Raw genomic sequence first — 18,365 nt, 5'->3', positions numbered from 1 at the left:
CGGCGCCCGATCCCGAAGAGGCCCCGTGGAGAAGGCGAACCGTGCCGATCCTCGACGGATTCCGGCTCATGTGCGCCGCATCAGTGCTCGTGCCGGATCCTGCGCCGGGGACGCAGTCGTCCTCGGCCCCCGTCCCGCTGGTCGCGGCGGGTGGGGGCGGCAGGCGGCTGGGACCGACCGGGGACCGGCTGTGCGGCACTGCCGGGATCACCCCGGCGGCCGGGCGCGAACCGGCTGTAGCGGTGCAGGGCGATCCGCTCGGTGTGCTGGGCGTTGAGCCGGTGGATCAGGCGTGCCGCGCCGATGACCAGCAGCACCATGACGAGGATGGTGAGGGCCGTGGTCATGGCGCTCACATCCCCACCAGGAGGCGGCTGGGCCGGTCCGGCCCGCCGACGCGGGGCGACGGGGCGCCGCCCTCGGACTCCCAGGCGTTCTCGGGGTCCTGCGGCCGGTCGCCCGCCAGAGCGCCATGGCGGGCTTCCTCCGCCGCGACGAGCGCGGCGGCGGTCAGCGCCTGCCCCGTGCTGGCCGCCGCCGCGGCCATCAGCCGGGCGGCGGCCGGGGCGCTGGTCCGCGGAGGGACGACCAGCAGGTCCCAGCGGCCGACCGAGTAGGACAGCAGGAGCAGCTCGTACGGATCCAGTTCGGTGAACCAGCCGGCCTTCACCACATGCCCGTGCACCGGGATCCTGCGCGGGATGACGGGCCAGTGCCGGGGATTGACGGCGATCCGGGTGATCCGGGCCCACGCCGGGTCCAAAACGTCTACCAGCGCGGGAAGTTCGCTCAGCAGGTCGCGGGAGCGGGGCCACCAGGCTCCGTCCAGAAGCCCACGGGCGGCGCCGGGGGCCTTCAGCGAGAGGCGGGCGGGCGGTGTCGGGGCTGCTGGGGTCCCGGGCCGTGGCCCGGTCGGGTCGATGGTTGCGGACATCACGCGGACCCGTCTCCGGACGGCCATCCGTGGGCGGCGGTCCGGTGTCTTCGCTCGCCAAGAACGACCCCGGCGACAGGCCGGGGTGCGAAGTGCTCTCGGTATCTCCAGCGTACTCCTGGCGGCCGCTCGGGCGGGGCGGAGCGACGACCGGAGGGTGATCGCCCGGTGAACATCGTTCGGAGTAGGGTGGAACAACGGCTTCCGATCAGCCGCTCGACCACACCGATCCCCGTACCGGCGCCACGGCGACGTGTCGACGCACCCGCAGGCAGGCGAACCACCATGGCGCACACCGACACCCCCACCCCCTCGGGACTCCTTCCGGACGCCGTGCACCGGGTGGTGAATCCCGGAACGGCACTCCTGCGGCTGGAGACCACCCGGTCCCGCGAAGGGGTCCTCGACGGCGCGTGGTGGCCGCGCTCCCGCGACATCGCGGCGGAACTGCCGGCTCTGATCAGCGTGTTGACCGAGCACCTCGGCCCCATCACACGGGTCGGACTCGACGCCACCGCCTGGCGGGGAATCACGACCCGCCTGTTGATCGATGGCCGGGTCGTGCACCTCGACTCCTTCCCGGTCGGTGACGACACCCTCCTCGTCACCCGTGGCGACAGCGATCACTTCTCGCTGCTCGTGGTCCCTCCGGACACGACCGCCGACGCCGCGCGCACCGCGATGGCCCGGGCGGTGCACGCCGACAACACCACTCCGGCCGCGCAGCTCCTCGTCGCGCCCCTCCCCGGCTGAGGCCGTCGCGGCGGCACGCGCGGCGAGCGGGCCGGGCGCCGGGAGCGTTTGGACGCGCCGATCCCGGCCACTCGGTGGGTATGTCCAGACGCTACGGCGGAAACCCCGCCGCCACGATCATCCTTGTCGTCGCCGACATCACCGCGGTGATCCTGATCCTGTGGATCGCCTTCTTCCTGCTGGACGCCAACACCGGAAACGATCTGGTGTCCTGGGTCCACCACGCGGCGAACTGGCTCTCGGGCTGGGCGCGCGACATGTTCGACGTCGACTCGGACAATTGGCGCACCGTGCTCAACTACGGTCTGCCCGCGGTGGTCTACCTGCTGGTCGGCCACGCCGTGGCGGGCCGGGTCAACCGCTCGTAGCCGGGCTGTCCGCGAGCGCGGGACAGGACTAGGGTGTGGGCAGCGCCCCAGCCCCCGGCAGCGTGCCGATCCGCTCCGAGGAGGACCAGGGTGCCCATGAGTCCCCGATCTCGTCCCTCGCCCGCCGACGCGCCCCGCCCGCGATCCGCAGGCGAAGGCACCCGTACGTCCGCGCGCGGGCGCGGTTCGCCGCCTTCGCCACCGCTCCGTGTCATCGAGGGGCGCACGGTCGTCACCGTCAGAGGACGTCTTGACCTCACGACTGTTCCCGGGCTGCGCGAGCGCCTTCTGCGGGTGTCCCACGGTCCCGGAAGCCCCTTGGTCCTCGACCTGTCGGGGATGACCTCCTGCGACGCCCTCGGCCTCGGACTGTTCGTCGCCACCGCGCGCCGGGCCCGCTCCTTCGGCGGCGCCCTGTGCCTGCTCGCGCCGAGTCCCGGTGCCGTCACGGTGCTGGGCGCCGCCGGGCTGACCCGGCTCCTGCACGTCCACCCCGACCGCGGCACCGTGGCGGGGGCCGCGCTCGCCGCGCCCGCCCCGCGGTTCGGGAATACGGCGCCGACGGCGGAGTTCAGCCGCCGAGCCCCTTGAGCGGCTCCGAGCCGTCGATGAAGGCACGGGCCAGGTCGGACAGTCGGCGGTTGTGCGCGCCGGCGTAGCCGCGCAAGGTGCTGAATGCCTGCTCCATGTCGACGCCCTGGCGCTCGGCGAGCTTCCCCTTCGCCTGCTCGATCAGGATCCGGCTGGTCAGGGCCGTTTGCAGCTGCTCGTTGAGGGCGGTGCTGCGCTGGCTCGTGCGGTGCTGGAGAAGACTGATGGTGGCCACGTCCGCCATGGCCTGGGCGACGGGGATGGCCGACGGGTCGAAGGAGCCGGGGTCGGCGCGGAAGAGGTTGAGCGCGCCCACGACTTCGTCGCGCAGGCGCATCGGCAGGGCCTGGACGGAGCGGAAGCCGCTCTGCTGGGCCAAGGCGGTGAAGCGCGGCCAGCGGGTCACCTCCTTGTCCAGGTCGGGGACGGTCACGGGAGCGCCGGTGCGGAAGCAGGTCAGGCACGGGCCTTGGTCGTTCTGGAGCTGGAAGAGCTCCAGCAGGCGTACGCGTTCGTCGGAGGCGGCCATGACGCGGAGGGCGCCTTCGCGGTCCGCGAGCAGTACGCCCGCGGCGCCCGCACCGAGCAGCCCGACGCACCGGTCTGTCAGCAGGCGCAGGAAGTCGATGAGGTCGAAGTCGGCGACGAGGTTGTCGGCCAGCTCGACGAATGTCTTGGCCAGGAGCTGCTCATGCATGGCGACACCCTTTGTTGAGACCGGTTCCAGGGGGGACGGGGATCGGCGGACGGGGCGGGCGGCACCGGGACGCCCGTGCGGACGCGTCAGCCGCCATCACGCGGATCCCCGTCCGGGTCGGGCGGCAGGCGGAGCCGGTGGGCCACCACGTCGGCGGCCACTTCGGCGAGGCGCAGGCCCGTGGCGTACGCGTGGGTGCGCAGCCGGACGAAGGCGACCTCGACGCCGACGCCGAGCTGGACCATGAGGATGCCGGTCGCCTGGTCGATCTCGGCGCGGTAGCGGCCCAGATCCTCTCGACGGCCGTCCGGGGACGGGTCATCGGCTCGCGCTCCCGATTCGTCGATCCGCGCATCCAGGAGTACGAGCGTGGTGAAGTCGGCGAATGCCAGGGCATCGGCCAGTGCCTCCGGACTCAGCTCGACGGGCACGCGGGAGTACAGATCCAGGACTCCGGGACTGATCGCACCGATCTGGAGGGGGAGCGCGAACACCGCGCGTATCCCGGCCTCCAGGGCGGCGTCGGCGAACACCGGCCAGCATTCCTGAAGCGGGCTGGTCCGCAGATCCGGTGCCAGGACGGCGCAGCCGCGCGCGAAGGCATCGACGCACGGCCCTTCACCCAGGGTGAGCTGAAGTTCTTCGAGCCGCTCGCTCACGGTGTCGGTGCTGCACAGAGGATGGCTGGCCGTGTGCGGCTGCATCGCCGACACCCCGGCCCCGCCGACCGGCAACGCCGCCACGGCCGCGCTGCACACGTCCACCACACCGATCCGGGCACCGCGCAGCGCCGCCTGCTCCGCCACCTGGTTGTGGATGCGCGCCGACCGGTTGCCCGTCGCCATGGGACACACCGTCCCTCCGCCGAGTGGAGCTCGGATCGTGCGTCGCTGCCGGACGTTCGGCGGTCGTGGCCGAAGCGCCGTCCGCCGCCGTCACGTCCTCCCCTCCGGTGAAGCCGGTACCGGACAGGGCTGGGGTGAGCGGGTGCAGGGGGATCGGCGCCCATGACCGGGCCTTCGGGCCGGAGGGGGAGTCCTGGATTTCGCGGGGTCCGGGCGACGTACTGCTGCCGGCCGGCACGGTCAAGGGCGTCGACGTGGCCGCGCGAAAGGTGTACGTGTCCCGGACGAAGGAAGAGATCAAGAACGCTCCGGAGTTCGACAAGGAAAAGCACCTGGGCGATGCGGACTACCACCAGAGCCTTGGCACGTATTACCAGACCCCGCGCAACACGCCCCGGATGTAAGGGGCTTCATGGGTGGCGGCCACTTGGAATTCCGGGCGACCGCCACCTGCACGATCCGGCGCCTACGCATCGGCGACCGAGTCGAAGTCCACCTCCTCCCGCGCCACTCCCTGGGCGTCCGCGTCCACCGATCTGCGCAGGGCCTCGTGGAGTTTCGCGGGGGTCAGGACGCCCACGAAGCGGGCGCCGTCCAGGACCGCGACCCAGCCCGCGTCGTACTGGAGCATCTCGCTGAACGCCTGCTTCAGGGGCGCCCCGACCGGCACCCACGCCTCCATCCGCCGGGCCAGGTCCGCGACCGTGCCGGAGGCGCCGGCCAGCGACAGCTCCTCCGTGGCGACCCAGCCGTGCAGCTCGCCCGAGGCGTTGAGGACCACCGCCCAGCGCGCCTCGCCCTCGCGCAGCCGGGCCGCGGCGACCGCCACCGGCTCGTCCAGGCGCGCCACCGGCGGCTGTTCCAGGTCGGCCTCCTCGACCTCGGTGACCGACAGCCGCTTCAGCCCCCGGTCCGCGCCCACGAACTGCGCCACGTACGAGGTCGCGGGCGCGCCGAGGACCGCCGCCGGGGTGTCGAACTGCTCGATGCGGCCCTGCCCGTACACCGCGATGCGGTCGCCCATCCGTACCGCCTCCTCGATGTCGTGCGTCACCAGCAGAACCGTCTTGCGCACCGTCGCCTGAAGACTCAGGAACTCGTTCTGCAGCCGCTCGCGCACCACCGGGTCCACCGCCCCGAACGGCTCGTCCATCAGCAGCACCGGCGGGTCCGCCGCCAGCGCCCGTGCCACCCCGACGCGCTGGCGCTGCCCGCCGGAGAGCTGGGCCGGGTAGCGGGCGCCGAACACCTTGGGGTCGAGGCCGACCAGATCGAGCAGCTCCGCCGCCCGCGCCCGCGCCTTCGCCCGTTTCCAGCCGACCAGCGCCGGTACGGTCGCGGTGTTGTCCAGGACCGTGCGGTGGGGGAAGAGGCCGACCTGCTGGATGACGTAGCCGATCCGGCGCCGCAGCTTCACGGGGTCGACCGAGGCGATGTCCTCGCCGTCCACCAGGATGCGGCCCGAGGTGGGCTCGATCAGTCGGTTCACCATCATCATGGTGGTCGTCTTGCCGCAGCCGGACGGGCCGACCAGGGTGACCAGTTCTCCCTCGGCCACCTCGAAGGACAGCCCGTCGACGGCGCTGGTGCCATCCGGGTACACCTTGCTGACCTGCTCGAACCGGATCATGGACCCACGCTAGGAGCCCGGCGGCCCGCGCGCACACGGACCGCCGCCGGGGGAGTACACCTCGGCGGCGCGCCGCGCGCCCGGTGTGATCCACTGGGGACCGGCCGGACCCACGACGCAGAGCGCACGCCCACCACCCAGAGCAGGAGCCCCCTTGACCACCGCAGCCGCGCCCGCCTACCGCCAGCCCGGGACCGTTCTGGTCGACCACCGCTTCGACGTGCCCCTGGACCACGCCCGCCCCGACGGCGAGCGCATCTCGCTCCACGCGCGCGAGGTCGTCGCCGCCGACCGCGCGGCCGACCGGGAGCGGCTGCCGTGGCTGCTGTACCTGGAGGGCGGGCCGGGCTTCGGCGCGCGGCGGTTCATCGGGCAGCAGGCATGGCTGGGGCGGGCCCTGCGCGACTTCCGGGTGCTGCTGCTCGACCAGCGCGGCACGGGGCTGTCCACCCCCGCCGACCGCCAGAGCCTGCCGCTGCGCGGCGGTCCGCGCGAACAGGCCGACTATCTGACCCACTTCCGCGCCGACTCCATCGTCAAGGACTGCGAGCTGATCCGCCGCGAGCTCACCGGCGGTGCCCCCTGGACCGTCCTCGGCCAGAGCTTCGGCGGCTTCTGCGCCACCCACTACCTCTCCACCGCCCCCCAGGGGCTGGCCGCCGTGCTGATCACCGGCGGTCTGCCGTCGCTCGACGGGCACGCGGACGACGTGTACCGGGCGGCCGGTCCCCGTGTCGAGCGCAAGAACGCCGCGTACTACGAGCGCTACCCCCAGGACGTCGCCCACGTACGCCGGATCACCGAGTTCCTGGCCGCCGACCGGCGGGTCCTGAGCAGCGGATACGTGCTGACCCCGGCGGCCTTCCAGTCGCTCGGCCTGCTGCTGGGCAGCGGCGACGGCCCGCACCAGCTGCACTACCTGCTGGAGGGCGCGCTGGTGCGCACGGCCGGCGGGACCGCGCTCTCCGACGCCTTCCAGGAGAACGCGCACGCCGCCCTCTCCTTCGCCGGACACCCGCTCTACGCGGTGCTGCACGAGGCGTGCTACGCCCAGGACGCCCGCCCCACCGACTGGTCCGCCGAACGGGTGCGCGCCGAGTTCCCGCAGTTCTGCGCGGAGAAGGCGCTGGCCGGGGACGGCCCGGTGCTGTTCACCGGCGAGTCCGTGCACCCCTGGCACTTCGAGACCGACCCCGCGCTGCGCCCGCTGCGCGAGAGCGCCGGGCTGCTCGCCGCGCACACCGACTGGACCCCGCTGTACGACCCGGCCGCGCTGGCCGCCAACGAGGTCCCGGTGGCCGCCGCCGTCTACCACGACGACATGTACGTGGACACCGAGCACTCCCTGCGCACCGCCCGCGCCGTTCGGGGCCTGCGCACCTGGGTCACCGACGAGTACGAGCACGACGGCGTCCGGGCCGGCGGCCCCCGCGTACTGGACCGGCTGCTCGCCCTGGTGCGCGGCGAGATCTGAGGCCCGGGGCGGGGGTCCGGGCGGCGGTCGACCGCGGCGCGCGAAGATCGTCGGGATCGTAAGCTGCCCTCATGACAGAGCAGTTGGAGCAGTTGCAGGAGATGCCCGACGACTGGCGGCGCGCGCTGGCGGTCGTCGCCCACCCCGACGACCTGGAGTACGGTTGCGCCGCGGCGATCGCGGGCTGGACCGACAGCGGCAAGGAGGTCACCTACGTCCTGGCGACCCGGGGCGAGGCGGGCATCGACGGCATCGCGCCCGCCGAGTGCGCACCCCTGCGGGAGGCGGAGCAGCGGGCGAGCGCGGCCGTGGTGGGCGTCTCGGCGGTCGAGTTCCTGGACCACCGGGACGGTGTGATCGAGTACGGCCTGGGGCTGCGCCGGGACATCGCCGCCGCCATCCGCCGCCACCGCCCCGAACTGGTCCTCACGCTCAACCACCGCGACACCTGGGGCGGCGTCGTCTGGAACACCCCCGACCACCGCGCGGTGGGCCGGGCCACCCTGGACGCGGCCGGGGACGCCGGAAACCGCTGGATCTTCCCCGAGCTCACCGAGCGGGGCCTGGCGCCCTGGAACGGGGTGCGCTGGGTCGCGGTGGCCGGATCGACCTCGCCCACGCACGCGGTCGACGCGACGGCGGGCCTGGAGCGGTCGGTGGACTCGCTCCTGGAGCACCGCAGTTACATCGAGGGGCTGACCGAGGAGGACCCGGAGACGTACTGCCGCACCTTCCTCACCGAGAACGCCCGGCGCGCCTCCGAGCGGTTCGGGGGACGTCCGGCGGTCACCTTCGAGGTCTTCCCGCGTTGACAACCGCGGTTGCCGATCCTGCAATGTCCCCATGAGCGAAGACCGCGACCTCGACGACGTGCTGACCGAAGTGGGCCCCCGGCTGCGCCGCATCCGCAAGGAGCGCGGGGCCACGCTCGGGGATCTGTCGGCGGCCACCGGGATCTCCGTCTCCACGCTCTCCCGGCTGGAGTCCGGCAACCGGCGGCCCAGCCTGGAGCTGCTGCTGCCGATCGCCCGCGCCCATCAGGTGCCGCTCGACGACCTGGTGGGCGCGCCGCCCGTCGGCGATCCGCGGGTACGGGCGAAGCCGATCGTGCGGGGGAGCAAGACCATGGTGCCCCTGACCCGCCAGCCCGGCGGGCTCCAGGCGTACAAGGTGGTGGACCGGGCGACGGGGGTGGAGCCCGAGCCGAGGATCCACGAGGGGTACGAATGGCTGTACGTGCTGGCGGGCAGGCTGCGGCTGGTGCTGGGCGACAACGACGTGGTGCTGGGGGCGGGTGAGGCGGCCGAGTTCGACACCCGGCTGCCGCACTGGTTCGGGCCGGCCGGGGAGGCTCCGGTGGAGTATCTGAGCCTGTTCGGGCCCCAGGGGGAGCGGATGCACGTACGGGCGCGGCCCCGGCAGGGGTAGCCGGGGCGCGGGCCGTCCTGTTGGCGGTTGCCTGTTCCCTCAGCGGCAAGCGACCGCTTAGTATGCCGGGGCAAGGGTACGCAGCCGTACCGCCTACAGCGCGTGGAGGCCCCGAATGCAGGCATGGCGAGTGCACGAGAACGGCGAGCCCCGCGAGGTCATGCGCCTCGACGAGGTCGACCCGCCCGCCCCGGGCCCGGGGCAGGTGCTGCTCAAGGTGCGCGCCGCGAACATCAACTTCCCGGACGCGCTGCTCTGCCGGGGCGAGTACCAGGTCAGGCCGCCGCTGCCGTTCACCCCCGGCGTGGAGATCTGCGGCGAGACCGAGGGCGGGCGGCGCGTCATCGCCAACCCCGTGCTGCCCTACGGCGGGCTCGCCGAGTACGTCGTCGCCGACGAGGGCGCGCTGCTGCCCGCGCCCGAGGCGCTGGACGACGCCGAGGCCGCCGCCCTGCACGTCGGCTACCAGACCGGCATGTTCGGGCTGCACCGACGGGCCCGCCTCCAGAAGGGCGAGACGCTGCTGGTGCACGCCGCCGCCGGGGGTGTGGGCAGCGCGGCCGTCCAGCTCGGCAAGGCGGCCGGGGCCACCGTCATCGGTGTGGTCGGCGGCGCCGACAAGGCCCGCATCGCCCGCGAGCTGGGCTGCGACCTGGTCATCGACCGGCGCACCGACGACCTCGTGGCCGCCGTCAAGGAGGCCACCGGCGGACGCGGCGCCGATGTCATCTACGACCCGGTCGGCGGCGACGCCTACGCCAAGTCGGCCAAGTGCGTGGCCTTCGAGGGGCGCATCCTGGTCGTCGGGTTCGCCAGCGGCAGCATTCCGGCCCCCGCGCTCAACCATGCGCTGGTGAAGAACTACTCGATCGTGGGCCTGCACTGGGGGCTGTACGCGCAGAAGGACCCGGCGTCGATCCTGCGCTGCCACCAGCAGCTCACCGAGCTGGCCGCCGAGGGCGCGGTCAAGCCGCTGATCAGTGAGCGGGTGACGCTGAGGGACGCGGCCGACGCCGTCCAGCGCGTCGCCGACGGCGCCACCACCGGCCGGGTCGTGGTCGTGCCGGAAGGAGCTCGGTGATGAGCGTCGGCGCCGACGAACTGCTCGGCCTCGTAAGGGAGTTGCTGGCATCGCATCCGCCCGCCACCACCGGGCCCGGCGACTTCCTCAAGGCGCGCTTCGACGCCGGGCTCGCCTGGGTGCACTACCCGGCCGGCCTCGGCGGGCTCGGGGCGCCGCGCTCGCTCCAGCCGGTCGTCGACGCCGCGCTCGAAGCGGCCGGGGCGCCCGACAACGACCCGCGCCGGATCGGGATCGGCCTCGGCATGGCCGCGCCGACGATCCTCGCCCACGGCACGGAGGAGCAGAAGCGGCGGTTCCTGCGCCCGCTGTGGACGGGCGAGGAGGTGTGGTGCCAGCTGTTCAGCGAGCCCGGCGCCGGATCCGACCTCGCCGCCCTCGGCACCCGGGCGGTGCGGGACGGCGACGGCTGGCGGGTCGACGGGCAGAAGGTGTGGACCTCCAGCGCCCATCTGGCCCGCTGGGCCATCCTGATCGCCCGCACCGACCCGGACCTCCCCAAGCACCAGGGCATCACCTACTTCGTCTGCGACATGACCGACCCGGGCGTCGAGGTGCGCCCGCTGCGCCAGATCACCGGCGAGGCCGAGTTCAACGAGGTGTTCCTCACCGGCGTCCGCATCCCCGACGCCCACCGCCTGGGCGCGGTCGGCGAGGGCTGGCAGGTCGCCCGGACCACCCTGATGAACGAGCGGGTCTCCATCGGCGGCATGCGCCGCCCCCGCGAGGGCGGGATGATCGCGCCGGTCGCCGAGGTCTGGCGCGAGCGCCCGGAGCTGCGCACCCACGACCTGCACCAGCGGCTGCTCACGCTGTGGGTGGAGGCGGAGGTCGCCCGGCTCACCGGTGAGCGGCTGCGCCAGCAGCTCGCCGCGGGCCGCCCCGGCCCCGAGGGCTCGGGCATGAAGCTGTCGTTCGCCCGGCTGAACCAGGAGATCAGCGGTCTGGAGGTGGAACTCCTGGGCGAGGAGGGGCTGTTGTACTCCGACTGGACCATGCGCCGCCCCGAGCTGGTCGACTTCACCGGCCGCGACGCCGGATACCGGTATCTGCGCTCCAAGGGCAACTCCATCGAGGGCGGCACCAGCGAGGTGCTCCTGAACATCGTCGCCGAGCGCGTCCTGGGGCTGCCCGCCGAGCCGCGCAGCGACAAGGACACCGCCTGGAAGGACCTGGCCCGATGACCGAGACCACCCCCGATCTGCTCTACTCCGAGGCCGAGGAGGACCTGCGGGCCGCCGTGCGCTCGCTGCTCGGCGACCGGGCGGAGCCCGCCTCGGTACTGGCCCGCGCCGAGGCGGGCACCCCCTACGAGGGGCCGCTGTGGCACGCGCTCGGCGCGGAGATGGGCCTGGCCGGACTGCTCGTCCCGGAGAAGCTGGGCGGCCAGGGCGCCGGGCACCGCGAGGCGGCCGTGGTCCTGGAGGAGATCGGCCGGTCCGTCGCGCCCGTGCCGTATCTGACCAGCTCCGTCATCGCCACCGAGACCCTGCTCGGCCTCGACACCGAGTCCCCTCAAGTCGCCTCGCTGCTGTCCGAGTTGGCGGCCGGACGCCGTACGGCCGCGCTGGCCCTGCCGTTCTCCTGCGGGCCCGACTCGCCGCAGGAGCGCGAGGAGCTGGACGGGACGGTGAGCGCGGTGGCGGACGGCGCCACCGCCGACGTCCTGCTCGTCCCGACCGGCCGGGGGCTGTACGCGGTGGAGGCGGCCGGGGCCGGTGTCGCGCGCGAGCCGCTCACCCCGCTCGACCTCACCCGGCCGCTGGCCGCGCTGGCCTTCGACGGAGCGGGCGGCACAGTGCTCGCGGACGCCGGGACGGGCCGGGCGGCGGTGCGGCGCGGGCTGCTCGCCGGGGCCGGGCTGCTCGCCTCCGAGCAGCTGGGCGTCGCCGAGTGGTGTCTGACCAGTACCGTCGCGTACGTCCGGGACCGCAAGCAGTTCAACCGGCCGGTCGGCTCGTTCCAGGCGCTCAAGCACCGGCTGGCGCAGCTGTGGCTGGAGGTCGTCTCCGCGCGGGCCGCCGCCCGCGCCGCCGCCGACGCGCTCGCCACCGCGAGCCCGGACGCGCCGCTCTCGGTGGCGGTCGCGCAGGCGTACTGCTCCGGGGTCGCGGTGCGCGCGGCCGAGGAGTGCGTGCAACTGCACGGCGGCATCGGCATGACCTGGGAGCACCCGGCGCACCTGTACCTCAAGCGGGCCAAGTCGGCGCAGCTGGCGCTGGGTTCGGCCGGCGAGTACCGGGCGGCCGTGGCGGAGCTCGTGGGGTTGCCCGGACCGTCATAGCTCGCACGGAGTGTCCCGTTTTTGACCAGCCCTTTGCGCGCTGTTTAAATGCGATCTGTTCGCAGTAACAGTTGATCTTCAACAAGGGGTGTGGGGCATGGCCGCCCGATCGATGCGCGGGGCGATACGGGGAGCGGGCGCCGCGGCGCTGGCCGGAGCACTGGCCGTCACCGCGTCCGCCTGCTCCAGCCCCGGCGGGGGCGGGTCGGGGAAGGGCGGGGACTCGGCCGTCGTCGGCATCGCCTACGAACCCGAGACCCTGAGCCCGCTCCTGGGCTACGGCAAGGACGGCAACTCCAAGATCTTCGACGGACTGCTGACGCTCGACGCGCGGATGGGCCTCAAGCCCGCGCTCGCCGTCGCCCTGCCCGAGGTGAGCGCCGACCGGCTCACCTACACGTACAAGCTGCGCCAGGGCGTGAAGTTCAGCGACGGGCGGCCCTTCACGGCCAAGGACGTCGTCTTCACCTACACGACCATCCTCGACCCGAAGACCAACAATCCCTCCAAGGGCGAGCTCGACGCCGTCAAGGAGGTCAGGGCGAGCGGCGACGACACGGTGGTCTTCACCCTGAAGTACCCCTACGCGCCGTTCGCGCAGCGCACCGTGCTGCCCGTCGTGCCCGAGCACATCGCGGGCAAGCAGGACGTGAACACCGGCGACTTCGCCACCGCCCCCGTGGGCACCGGGCCGTACAAGCTCGTCAAGTGGTCCAGGAGCGAGAAGATCGCGTTCGAGGCCAACCCGGGGTACTGGGGCGGCGCGCCGAAGGTGAAGAAGTTCACCATGGCGATCATCAAGGACGACGACGTGCGCGCCACCCGGCTGCGCTCCGGCGACCTCGACGGCGCCATCCTGCCGCCCAACCTCGCCGAGGGCTTCGCGAAGGACCAGCACAAGAAGACCTACGCGGCGAAGACCTACGACTACCGCAACGTCACCCTGCCCACCGGCAACAAGGTCACCGGCGACACCGCCGTGCGCCGCGCGCTCGACCTCGCCGTGGACCGCGCGGCGATGGTCGACAAGATCCTCGACGGCGCGGGCAAGCCCGCCTACGGGCCGGTGCCCACCGGCAGCCCCTGGTTCGCGGCGGGCACCGAGCGGCCCCACGACCTGGCCGCCGCCAAGAAGATCCTGGACGAGGCGGGCTGGAAGCCCGGCTCCGACGGCATCCGCGAGAAGGACGGCGTGCGCGCCGCGTTCCCGCTCTGGTACCTCTCCGGCGACAAGCTCCGCCAGGACCACGCCCTCGCCTACGCCTCCGACGCCAAGAAGGCGGGCGTCGACATCACCACCCAGGCCGGTACGTGGGAGGTCATCGAGCCCCGGATGAAGGAGGAGGCGGTCCTCGCGGGCGGCGGCTCGCCCGGCGACCCCGACTTCGACCAGTACACGCTCCTCAACTCCTCCCTCGCGGGCGACGGCTTCAACAACATGGCCCACTACGCCAACGAGACCGTCGACAAGGCGCTCGACGAGGGCCGCAAGAGCGGTGACACCGCCGCCCGCAGGAGCGCGTACGACAGCATCCAGCGCGAACTGGTCAAGAACCCCGGCTACACCTTCCTCACCCACATCGACCACCTCTACGTCGTGAACGACCGCTGGGACGGCCTGACCACCCAGACCGAACCGCACGACCACGGCCTCGCCTCCGGACCCTGGTGGAACGTCGAGACCTGGGCGCCCAAGAAGTGAGCCGCCGCCTCCCCTGGGGGCCGATGGCACGGATGGCGGGGCGGCGGCTCCTGTTCGCCGCCCCCGTCCTGCTGGTGGTGACCTTCGGCGTCTTCGCCGTGGCCGCCGCCTCCCCCTTCGACCCGGTCAAGGCGTACGCCGGCACGGCCGGTCTCACCGCCTCCCAGCACGACCTCGACCAGCTGCGCGCCAACCTCGGCGCCGACCAGGGGCTGGTGTCGCGCTGGTGGGAGTGGCTGACCGGCGCCCTCACCGGCGACCTCGGCGACTCCAGCGTGCTGCGCCGGCCCGTCGCCGACGCCATCGGCGAACGGCTGGGCTGGTCCGTGCTGCTGGCCGCCACCGCGTTCCTGGTCGCCGTCGTCCTCGGCACCGCACTCGGCGTGCTCGCCGCGCGCCGCACCGGCGGACCGCTCGACCGCTGCGTCACCTCCGCCGCGTACACCCTGGAGGCCGCGCCCGCCTTCTGGCTCGGGCTGCTCGCCATCTGGTTCTTCGCCGTCCAGCTGGACGCGCTGCCCGCCGGAGGACTCACCGACACCGCCAGCACCACCGTCTCCTTCGACCAGGTGGCCCGCCATCTGGTGCTCCCCGCCGCCGTCCTCGGCGTCTCCCAGCTGCCCTGGTTCACCCTGTACGTACGCCAGGGCGTCGCCGACGCGCTGGAGGAGGACCCGGTGCGCGGCGCCCGCGCGCGCGGCCTGAGCGAGCGGACCGTGCTGCTCGGGCACGCCCTGCGCTCGGGCCTGCTGCCGATGCTGACCCTCGTCGGCTCGCGGGTGCCCGAACTCATCACCGGCGCGCTGCTGGTCGAGACCGTGTTCAGCTGGCCCGGCATCGCCGCCGCCACCGTCCAGGCCGCCACCTCCGTGGACTTCCCGCTGCTCGCCGCGCTCACCGTGCTGGCCACCGCCGCCGTGCTGCTCGGCAACCTCCTCTCCGACCTGCTGTACGGGATCGCCGACCCGAGGGTGGGCTTCGATGGCTGACACCGCCTCCGGCACCGCCGCCGCCACCCAGTGGCGGGCGCGCGGGCGCTCCGGCCGCTCCACCCGGACCCTGCGGGTGCGGGCCTCGGCCCTGACCGTCGCGGCGGCGGTGCTCGCCGTGCTCCTCGTACCACCGCTGGTCCAGCTCGACCAGCAGGCCGTCGACCTGTCGCACAAGCTGCTTCCGCCTTCCTGGGAGCACCCGTTCGGCACCGACGACGTGGGCCGCGACCTGCTGCTGCGCTGTGTGTACGGGCTGCGGATCTCGCTGCTCGTCGGCGTCGTCGCGGCGCTCGCGGCCACCGTCGTGGGCACCGCCGTGGGCGCGCTCGCCGGGGCCCTGGGCGGCTGGACGGACCGGCTGGTGATGCGGCTCGTCGACGTGTTCTCCTCGGTGCCGCACCTGCTGCTGGGGATCTTCGTGGTGGCGATGTTCCGCCCCGGCGTGGGGCCGGTGATCGCGTCCGTCGCGGTCACGCACTGGCTCTCCACCGCCCGGATCGTCCGCGCCGAGGTGCTGTCCCTGCGCACCCGCCCCTACATCGACGCGGCCGTCTCCGGCGGCTCCTCCCGACTGCGGGTGACGGTCCGTCACCTGCTGCCGGGGGTGCTGCCGCAGGCCGGGCTCGCCGCCGTGCTGATGGTGCCGCACGCGATGTGGCACGAGTCGGCGCTCTCTTTCCTCGGCCTCGGCCTGCCCAGCCACCAGGCCAGCCTCGGCAACCTGGTCCAGTCGGCACGCGGCTCGCTGCTCGCCGGGCACTGGTGGCCCACGCTCTTCCCGGGCCTGCTGCTGATCGTGCCGACCCTGGCGGTGGCCGGTCTGGCCGGAGCCTGGCGCGAACGCCTCAACCCGCGCCGCCGATCGGAGCTGACGCTGTGACCACGGTCCTGGCCGCGCGCGGCCTCTCGGTGCGCTTCCGGATGCGCGGCGGCCACTACGTCAGCGCCGTCACCGACGCCTCCTTCGACCTGGCGGCGGGCGAGTGCCTGGCCCTGGTCGGCGAGAGCGGCTGCGGCAAGTCGGTCCTCGCCTCCGCCCTGCTCGGCCTGCTGCCGGGCAACGCGGAGACCGCCGGAAGCGCCGTCCTGCACGGCGGCGGCGCCCCCCTCGACCTGCTCACCGCCGACGAACGCACCCTGGCCCGCACCGTACGGGGCCGCCGCGTCGGCCTCGTCCCGCAGAGCCCGGCCGCGCACCTCACCCCCGTACGGACCGTGCGCGCCCAGCTCGCCGAGACCCTGCGCGAGCTCACCGGCACCCCGCGGCGCGAGCTGCCCGCGGCCACCGAGGCGGCGGCCGAACGGGCCGCGTTCCCGCCCGGCCACCTCGACCGCTACCCGCACGAGCTCTCCGGCGGCCTCGCCCAGCGCGCCGCGACCGCGCTGGCGCTGGTCGGGGACGCGCCGCTGCTGCTCGCCGACGAACCCACCACCGGCCTCGACCGCGACCTGGTGGAGCGCACCGCCGACGAACTGCGCCGCACCGCCGACGACGGCCGCGCCCTGCTGATGATCACCCACGACCTCGCGGCGGCCCGGCGGATCGCCGACCGGGTCGCCGTGATGTACGCGGGCCGCATCGTCGAACTCGCCGACGCGGCCTCGTATTTCGGTGAGCCGGGACCCCGTCACCCGTATGCTCGGGGCCTGCTCGACGCGCTCCCGGAACGGGCCTTCGCCCCCATTCCCGGAATGCCGCCCGAACTGGGCGATCTCCCTACGGGCTGCGCGTTCGCCCCCCGCTGCGCACGGGCCACCGCCCTGTGCGGCACCCCGCCGCCGTTCGACGGCGAGGTCGCCTGCCACCACCCGGAGGAGCCCGGCCGTGCTTGAGCTGAAGGACATCACCGCCGGGTACGAGCGCGAGCGGCCCGTGGTCCGCTCGGTGAGCCTGTCCGTCGCCCCCGGCGAGGCGGTGGGCCTGCTCGGGCCCAGCGGCTGCGGCAAGTCCACCCTGGCCCGGGTCGCGGCCCTGCTGCACCGTCCCGACGGCGGCACGGTCACCCTCGACGGCACCCGGGTCACCGAGTGGCGCCACCGCGCCCCGCGCGCGCTGCGCACCACCGTGGGGGTCGTCTTCCAGTCGCCGCGCCTGGCCGCCGACCCCCGGCTGCGGCTGCGCGAGATCGTCGCCGAGCCGCTGCGGGCGAACGGCCGCCGCATCGAGGTGCGCGAGCGCGTGGACGAACTGGCCGAGCTGGTGGGCCTGGGCGGCGACCTGCTCAACCGCCGTCCGCACGAGGTCAGCGACGGCCAGCTCCAGCGCGCCTGTCTGGCCCGCGCCCTGGTGCTGCGCCCGCGCCTGCTGGTGTGCGACGAGATGACGGCGATGCTGGACGCGTCGACGACGGCGGCCCTGGTGGCCACCGTCGAGCGCTACCGCACGGCCACCGGCGCCGCCCTCCTCACGGTGGGCCACGACCGCACGCTCCTGACGCGCTGGTGCGACCGGACGGCGGGCTGGGACGAGCTCGGACGGTAGCGGCGGGCGGAGCGGGCGGCCGTCGCCGCCCCGGTGACGGCCCGGCGAAGTACCGGCCAACTCTCGGCCCGCACCTGCCCGTTGCCCCCGGCGCGCGGCCATACTCGGTGCCGTCCCGCCGTCCGTCGTCCCACCGCCCCCGGGAGAGTTCCCATGGCTCGACTGACCCGCCGCAGTGCCGTCGCCGCCCTGGCCGCGGCAGCCGCAAGCGCCGCCATCGCGCCCACCGCCGCCGCGGCCGACCGCGCCGGCGGTCGCCCCACCGGGCCGAGACCGCTGCGCAGGACCCACGCGCACAACGACTACGAGCACCCGCACCCCCTCTTCGACGCCCTGGCACACGGGTTCACCAGCGTCGAGGCCGACATCTACCTGGTGGACGGGCAGCTCCTGGTGGCCCACGACCCGGCCGGCCTCGACCCCACCCGCACCCTCGAAAGGCTCTACCTCGACCCGCTGCTGGCCCGGGTGCGCGCCAACCGCGGCTCGGTGTACCGGGGTTACCACCACTCCGTACAACTGCTCGTCGACATCAAGGCCGACGGCGCCGCCGCCTATCTGGAGCTCGACCGGCGGCTGCGCCCGTACCGCGAGATGCTCAGCCGGTACGGGCACGGGCGGGTGTCGACCGGCGCCGTCACCCCGGTGATCTCCGGCGACCGCGCCGCCCGGGTGCCGATGGAGGCGCAGCGGGTGCGCCACGCGTTCTACGACGGACGGCTCGACGACCTGGGCACCGCCGCCACCGCCGCCTTCATCCCACTGATCAGCAGCAACTGGACGGAGAGCTTCAGCTGGCTGGGCGCCGGGCCGTTCCCGCCCGCCGAGCGGCAGAAGCTGCGGCAGATCGTGGCGCGGGCCCACGCGCACCGCCAGCGCGTACGGTTCTGGGCCACCCCGGACCTGGCCGGGCCGGAGCGGGACGCGCTCTGGACGGAGCTGCTCGCCGCCGACGTCGACTACCTCAACACCGACGACCTGGCCGGCCTGGAGGCGTTCCTGCGGGCCCACGGCGAGTAGCCCGGCCCCCGCCCGCCCGTCGTCACCCGCAGTCAACACCCGTACGGCGGACACGCCATGCGTCCGAATGGCCCGCCTCCTCCG

At 73.8% G+C, this 18,365-nt stretch carries 21 protein-coding genes; 16 read left to right on the top strand and 5 right to left on the bottom strand.

The features are described from left to right. Nucleotides 1-80: 80 nt before the first annotated feature. Nucleotides 81-347 (bottom strand): hypothetical protein, encoded by a 267-nt coding sequence (locus tag AB5J87_RS04985; protein WP_369374339.1) that lies wholly within the window; start codon nucleotides 345-347, stop codon nucleotides 81-83. A 5-nt stretch (nucleotides 348-352) separates the two neighbouring features. Next, nucleotides 353-934 (bottom strand): DUF5994 family protein, encoded by a 582-nt coding sequence (locus AB5J87_RS04980; RefSeq protein WP_369374337.1) that lies wholly within the window; start codon nucleotides 932-934, stop codon nucleotides 353-355. Nucleotides 935-1,219: 285 nt separating this feature from the next. Between AB5J87_RS04980 and AB5J87_RS04975 the strand changes: the two genes are divergently transcribed. The 3 genes from AB5J87_RS04975 (at nucleotide 1,220) to AB5J87_RS04965 (ending at nucleotide 2,646) form a co-directional block, all read left to right on the top strand. Beyond that, entirely contained in the window at nucleotides 1,220-1,687 is a 468-nt protein-coding gene (locus AB5J87_RS04975; RefSeq protein ID WP_369374335.1) for a DUF5994 family protein, read from the top strand. 80 nt (nucleotides 1,688-1,767) lie between these two features. Next, nucleotides 1,768-2,055: a hypothetical protein gene (locus AB5J87_RS04970; RefSeq protein WP_369374333.1), complete on the top strand. Its 288-nt coding sequence runs from the start codon at nucleotides 1,768-1,770 to the stop codon at nucleotides 2,053-2,055. A 96-nt stretch (nucleotides 2,056-2,151) separates the two neighbouring features. Further along, on the top strand, nucleotides 2,152-2,646 hold the full coding sequence (locus AB5J87_RS04965) for an STAS domain-containing protein (protein ID WP_369374331.1): 495 nt from the start codon (nucleotides 2,152-2,154) through the stop codon (nucleotides 2,644-2,646). Here AB5J87_RS04965 and AB5J87_RS04960 read toward each other — a convergent pair. Together AB5J87_RS04960 and AB5J87_RS04955 are read right to left on the bottom strand one after the other, a co-directional pair. Then, nucleotides 2,627-3,343 carry an ANTAR domain-containing protein gene (locus tag AB5J87_RS04960; RefSeq protein WP_369374329.1) on the bottom strand — a complete coding sequence of 239 codons (717 nt, stop codon included), beginning with the start codon at nucleotides 3,341-3,343 and terminating at the stop codon, nucleotides 2,627-2,629. The genes AB5J87_RS04965 and AB5J87_RS04960 overlap by 20 nt on opposite strands. Nucleotides 3,344-3,429: 86 nt before the next feature. After that, nucleotides 3,430-4,188, bottom strand: a complete 759-nt coding sequence (locus AB5J87_RS04955; RefSeq protein WP_369374327.1) for an ANTAR domain-containing protein — start codon at nucleotides 4,186-4,188, stop codon at nucleotides 3,430-3,432. 65 nt (nucleotides 4,189-4,253) lie between these two features. Here AB5J87_RS04955 and AB5J87_RS04950 point away from each other — a divergent pair, with 65 nt between their 5' ends. After that, complete coding sequence (locus AB5J87_RS04950; RefSeq protein ID WP_369374325.1) at nucleotides 4,254-4,592, top strand: hypothetical protein; 339 nt, start codon at nucleotides 4,254-4,256, stop codon at nucleotides 4,590-4,592. A 62-nt stretch (nucleotides 4,593-4,654) separates the two neighbouring features. On the opposite strand, the gene AB5J87_RS04945 is transcribed toward AB5J87_RS04950, so the two are convergent. After that, a complete protein-coding gene (locus AB5J87_RS04945; protein ID WP_369374323.1) occupies nucleotides 4,655-5,818 on the bottom strand; it encodes a betaine/proline/choline family ABC transporter ATP-binding protein in 1,164 nt (387 codons plus the stop codon). A gap of 154 nt (nucleotides 5,819-5,972) precedes the next feature. Here AB5J87_RS04945 and AB5J87_RS04940 point away from each other — a divergent pair, with 154 nt between their 5' ends. The 12 genes from AB5J87_RS04940 (at nucleotide 5,973) to AB5J87_RS04885 (ending at nucleotide 18,281) form a co-directional block, all read left to right on the top strand. Beyond that, nucleotides 5,973-7,292 carry an alpha/beta fold hydrolase gene (locus tag AB5J87_RS04940; protein ID WP_369374321.1) on the top strand — a complete coding sequence of 440 codons (1,320 nt, stop codon included), beginning with the start codon at nucleotides 5,973-5,975 and terminating at the stop codon, nucleotides 7,290-7,292. 71 nt (nucleotides 7,293-7,363) lie between these two features. Further along, nucleotides 7,364-8,104 carry a PIG-L deacetylase family protein gene (locus AB5J87_RS04935; protein ID WP_369374319.1) on the top strand — a complete coding sequence of 247 codons (741 nt, stop codon included), beginning with the start codon at nucleotides 7,364-7,366 and terminating at the stop codon, nucleotides 8,102-8,104. Nucleotides 8,105-8,135: 31 nt separating this feature from the next. Beyond that, the gene (locus AB5J87_RS04930) at nucleotides 8,136-8,720 is read left to right on the top strand and encodes a helix-turn-helix domain-containing protein (protein ID WP_369374317.1); all 585 of its coding nucleotides are present in this window, start codon (nucleotides 8,136-8,138) and stop codon (nucleotides 8,718-8,720) included. A 115-nt stretch (nucleotides 8,721-8,835) separates the two neighbouring features. Next, nucleotides 8,836-9,801: an NADPH:quinone oxidoreductase family protein gene (locus tag AB5J87_RS04925; protein WP_369374315.1), complete on the top strand. Its 966-nt coding sequence runs from the start codon at nucleotides 8,836-8,838 to the stop codon at nucleotides 9,799-9,801. Beyond that, complete coding sequence (locus tag AB5J87_RS04920) at nucleotides 9,801-10,985, top strand: acyl-CoA dehydrogenase family protein (protein ID WP_369374313.1); 1,185 nt, start codon at nucleotides 9,801-9,803, stop codon at nucleotides 10,983-10,985. Before AB5J87_RS04925 ends, AB5J87_RS04920 begins: the two co-directional genes overlap by 1 nt. Continuing rightward, nucleotides 10,982-12,085 carry an acyl-CoA dehydrogenase family protein gene (locus AB5J87_RS04915; protein WP_369374311.1) on the top strand — a complete coding sequence of 368 codons (1,104 nt, stop codon included), beginning with the start codon at nucleotides 10,982-10,984 and terminating at the stop codon, nucleotides 12,083-12,085. The genes AB5J87_RS04920 and AB5J87_RS04915 overlap by 4 nt, the downstream gene beginning before the upstream one ends. Before the next feature lie 97 nt (nucleotides 12,086-12,182). Beyond that, nucleotides 12,183-13,787 (top strand): ABC transporter substrate-binding protein, encoded by a 1,605-nt coding sequence (locus AB5J87_RS04910; RefSeq protein WP_369374309.1) that lies wholly within the window; start codon nucleotides 12,183-12,185, stop codon nucleotides 13,785-13,787. A gap of 23 nt (nucleotides 13,788-13,810) precedes the next feature. Beyond that, entirely contained in the window at nucleotides 13,811-14,776 is a 966-nt protein-coding gene (locus tag AB5J87_RS04905) for an ABC transporter permease (protein WP_369374307.1), read from the top strand. Continuing rightward, complete coding sequence (locus AB5J87_RS04900) at nucleotides 14,769-15,659, top strand: ABC transporter permease (protein WP_369374305.1); 891 nt, start codon at nucleotides 14,769-14,771, stop codon at nucleotides 15,657-15,659. Before AB5J87_RS04905 ends, AB5J87_RS04900 begins: the two co-directional genes overlap by 8 nt. Nucleotides 15,660-15,700: 41 nt before the next feature. Beyond that, on the top strand, nucleotides 15,701-16,612 hold the full coding sequence (locus AB5J87_RS04895) for an ABC transporter ATP-binding protein (RefSeq protein WP_369383356.1): 912 nt from the start codon (nucleotides 15,701-15,703) through the stop codon (nucleotides 16,610-16,612). Further along, nucleotides 16,605-17,261: an ABC transporter ATP-binding protein gene (locus AB5J87_RS04890; protein WP_369374303.1), complete on the top strand. Its 657-nt coding sequence runs from the start codon at nucleotides 16,605-16,607 to the stop codon at nucleotides 17,259-17,261. The genes AB5J87_RS04895 and AB5J87_RS04890 overlap by 8 nt, the downstream gene beginning before the upstream one ends. A 153-nt stretch (nucleotides 17,262-17,414) precedes the next feature. Then, nucleotides 17,415-18,281, top strand: coding sequence for a phosphatidylinositol-specific phospholipase C/glycerophosphodiester phosphodiesterase family protein (locus tag AB5J87_RS04885; protein WP_369374301.1), 867 nt, complete (start codon nucleotides 17,415-17,417; stop codon nucleotides 18,279-18,281). Nucleotides 18,282-18,365: the final 84 nt, after the last annotated feature.

This window comes from Streptomyces sp. cg36 (assembly GCF_041080675.1).
GTDB lineage: Bacteria > Actinomycetota > Actinomycetes > Streptomycetales > Streptomycetaceae > Streptomyces.
Note: the sequence above shows the minus strand (reverse complement) of the source record. Positions and strands in the feature narration are given on the sequence as shown.

Excerpts from the sequence above, each read along its gene's own strand:
- AB5J87_RS04905 (WP_369374307.1), top strand. The coding sequence starts at position 13,811 with ATGGCACGGATGGCGGGGCGGCGGCTCCTGTTCGCCGCCCCCGTCCTG.
- AB5J87_RS04930 (WP_369374317.1), top strand. The coding sequence starts at position 8,136 with ATGAGCGAAGACCGCGACCTCGACGACGTGCTGACCGAAGTGGGCCCC.
- AB5J87_RS04895 (WP_369383356.1), top strand. The coding sequence starts at position 15,701 with ATGCGCGGCGGCCACTACGTCAGCGCCGTCACCGACGCCTCCTTCGAC.
- AB5J87_RS04965 (WP_369374331.1), top strand. The coding sequence starts at position 2,152 with ATGAGTCCCCGATCTCGTCCCTCGCCCGCCGACGCGCCCCGCCCGCGA.
- AB5J87_RS04970 (WP_369374333.1), top strand. The coding sequence starts at position 1,768 with ATGTCCAGACGCTACGGCGGAAACCCCGCCGCCACGATCATCCTTGTC.
- AB5J87_RS04985 (WP_369374339.1), bottom strand. The coding sequence starts at position 347 with ATGACCACGGCCCTCACCATCCTCGTCATGGTGCTGCTGGTCATCGGC.
- AB5J87_RS04920 (WP_369374313.1), top strand. The coding sequence starts at position 9,801 with ATGAGCGTCGGCGCCGACGAACTGCTCGGCCTCGTAAGGGAGTTGCTG.
- AB5J87_RS04915 (WP_369374311.1), top strand. The coding sequence starts at position 10,982 with ATGACCGAGACCACCCCCGATCTGCTCTACTCCGAGGCCGAGGAGGAC.
- AB5J87_RS04885 (WP_369374301.1), top strand. The coding sequence starts at position 17,415 with ATGGCTCGACTGACCCGCCGCAGTGCCGTCGCCGCCCTGGCCGCGGCA.
- AB5J87_RS04980 (WP_369374337.1), bottom strand. The coding sequence starts at position 934 with ATGTCCGCAACCATCGACCCGACCGGGCCACGGCCCGGGACCCCAGCA.
- AB5J87_RS04900 (WP_369374305.1), top strand. The coding sequence starts at position 14,769 with ATGGCTGACACCGCCTCCGGCACCGCCGCCGCCACCCAGTGGCGGGCG.
- AB5J87_RS04925 (WP_369374315.1), top strand. The coding sequence starts at position 8,836 with ATGCAGGCATGGCGAGTGCACGAGAACGGCGAGCCCCGCGAGGTCATG.
- AB5J87_RS04975 (WP_369374335.1), top strand. The coding sequence starts at position 1,220 with ATGGCGCACACCGACACCCCCACCCCCTCGGGACTCCTTCCGGACGCC.
- AB5J87_RS04935 (WP_369374319.1), top strand. The coding sequence starts at position 7,364 with ATGACAGAGCAGTTGGAGCAGTTGCAGGAGATGCCCGACGACTGGCGG.
- AB5J87_RS04945 (WP_369374323.1), bottom strand. The coding sequence starts at position 5,818 with ATGATCCGGTTCGAGCAGGTCAGCAAGGTGTACCCGGATGGCACCAGC.
- AB5J87_RS04960 (WP_369374329.1), bottom strand. The coding sequence starts at position 3,343 with ATGCATGAGCAGCTCCTGGCCAAGACATTCGTCGAGCTGGCCGACAAC.
- AB5J87_RS04955 (WP_369374327.1), bottom strand. The coding sequence starts at position 4,188 with ATGGCGACGGGCAACCGGTCGGCGCGCATCCACAACCAGGTGGCGGAG.
- AB5J87_RS04910 (WP_369374309.1), top strand. The coding sequence starts at position 12,183 with ATGGCCGCCCGATCGATGCGCGGGGCGATACGGGGAGCGGGCGCCGCG.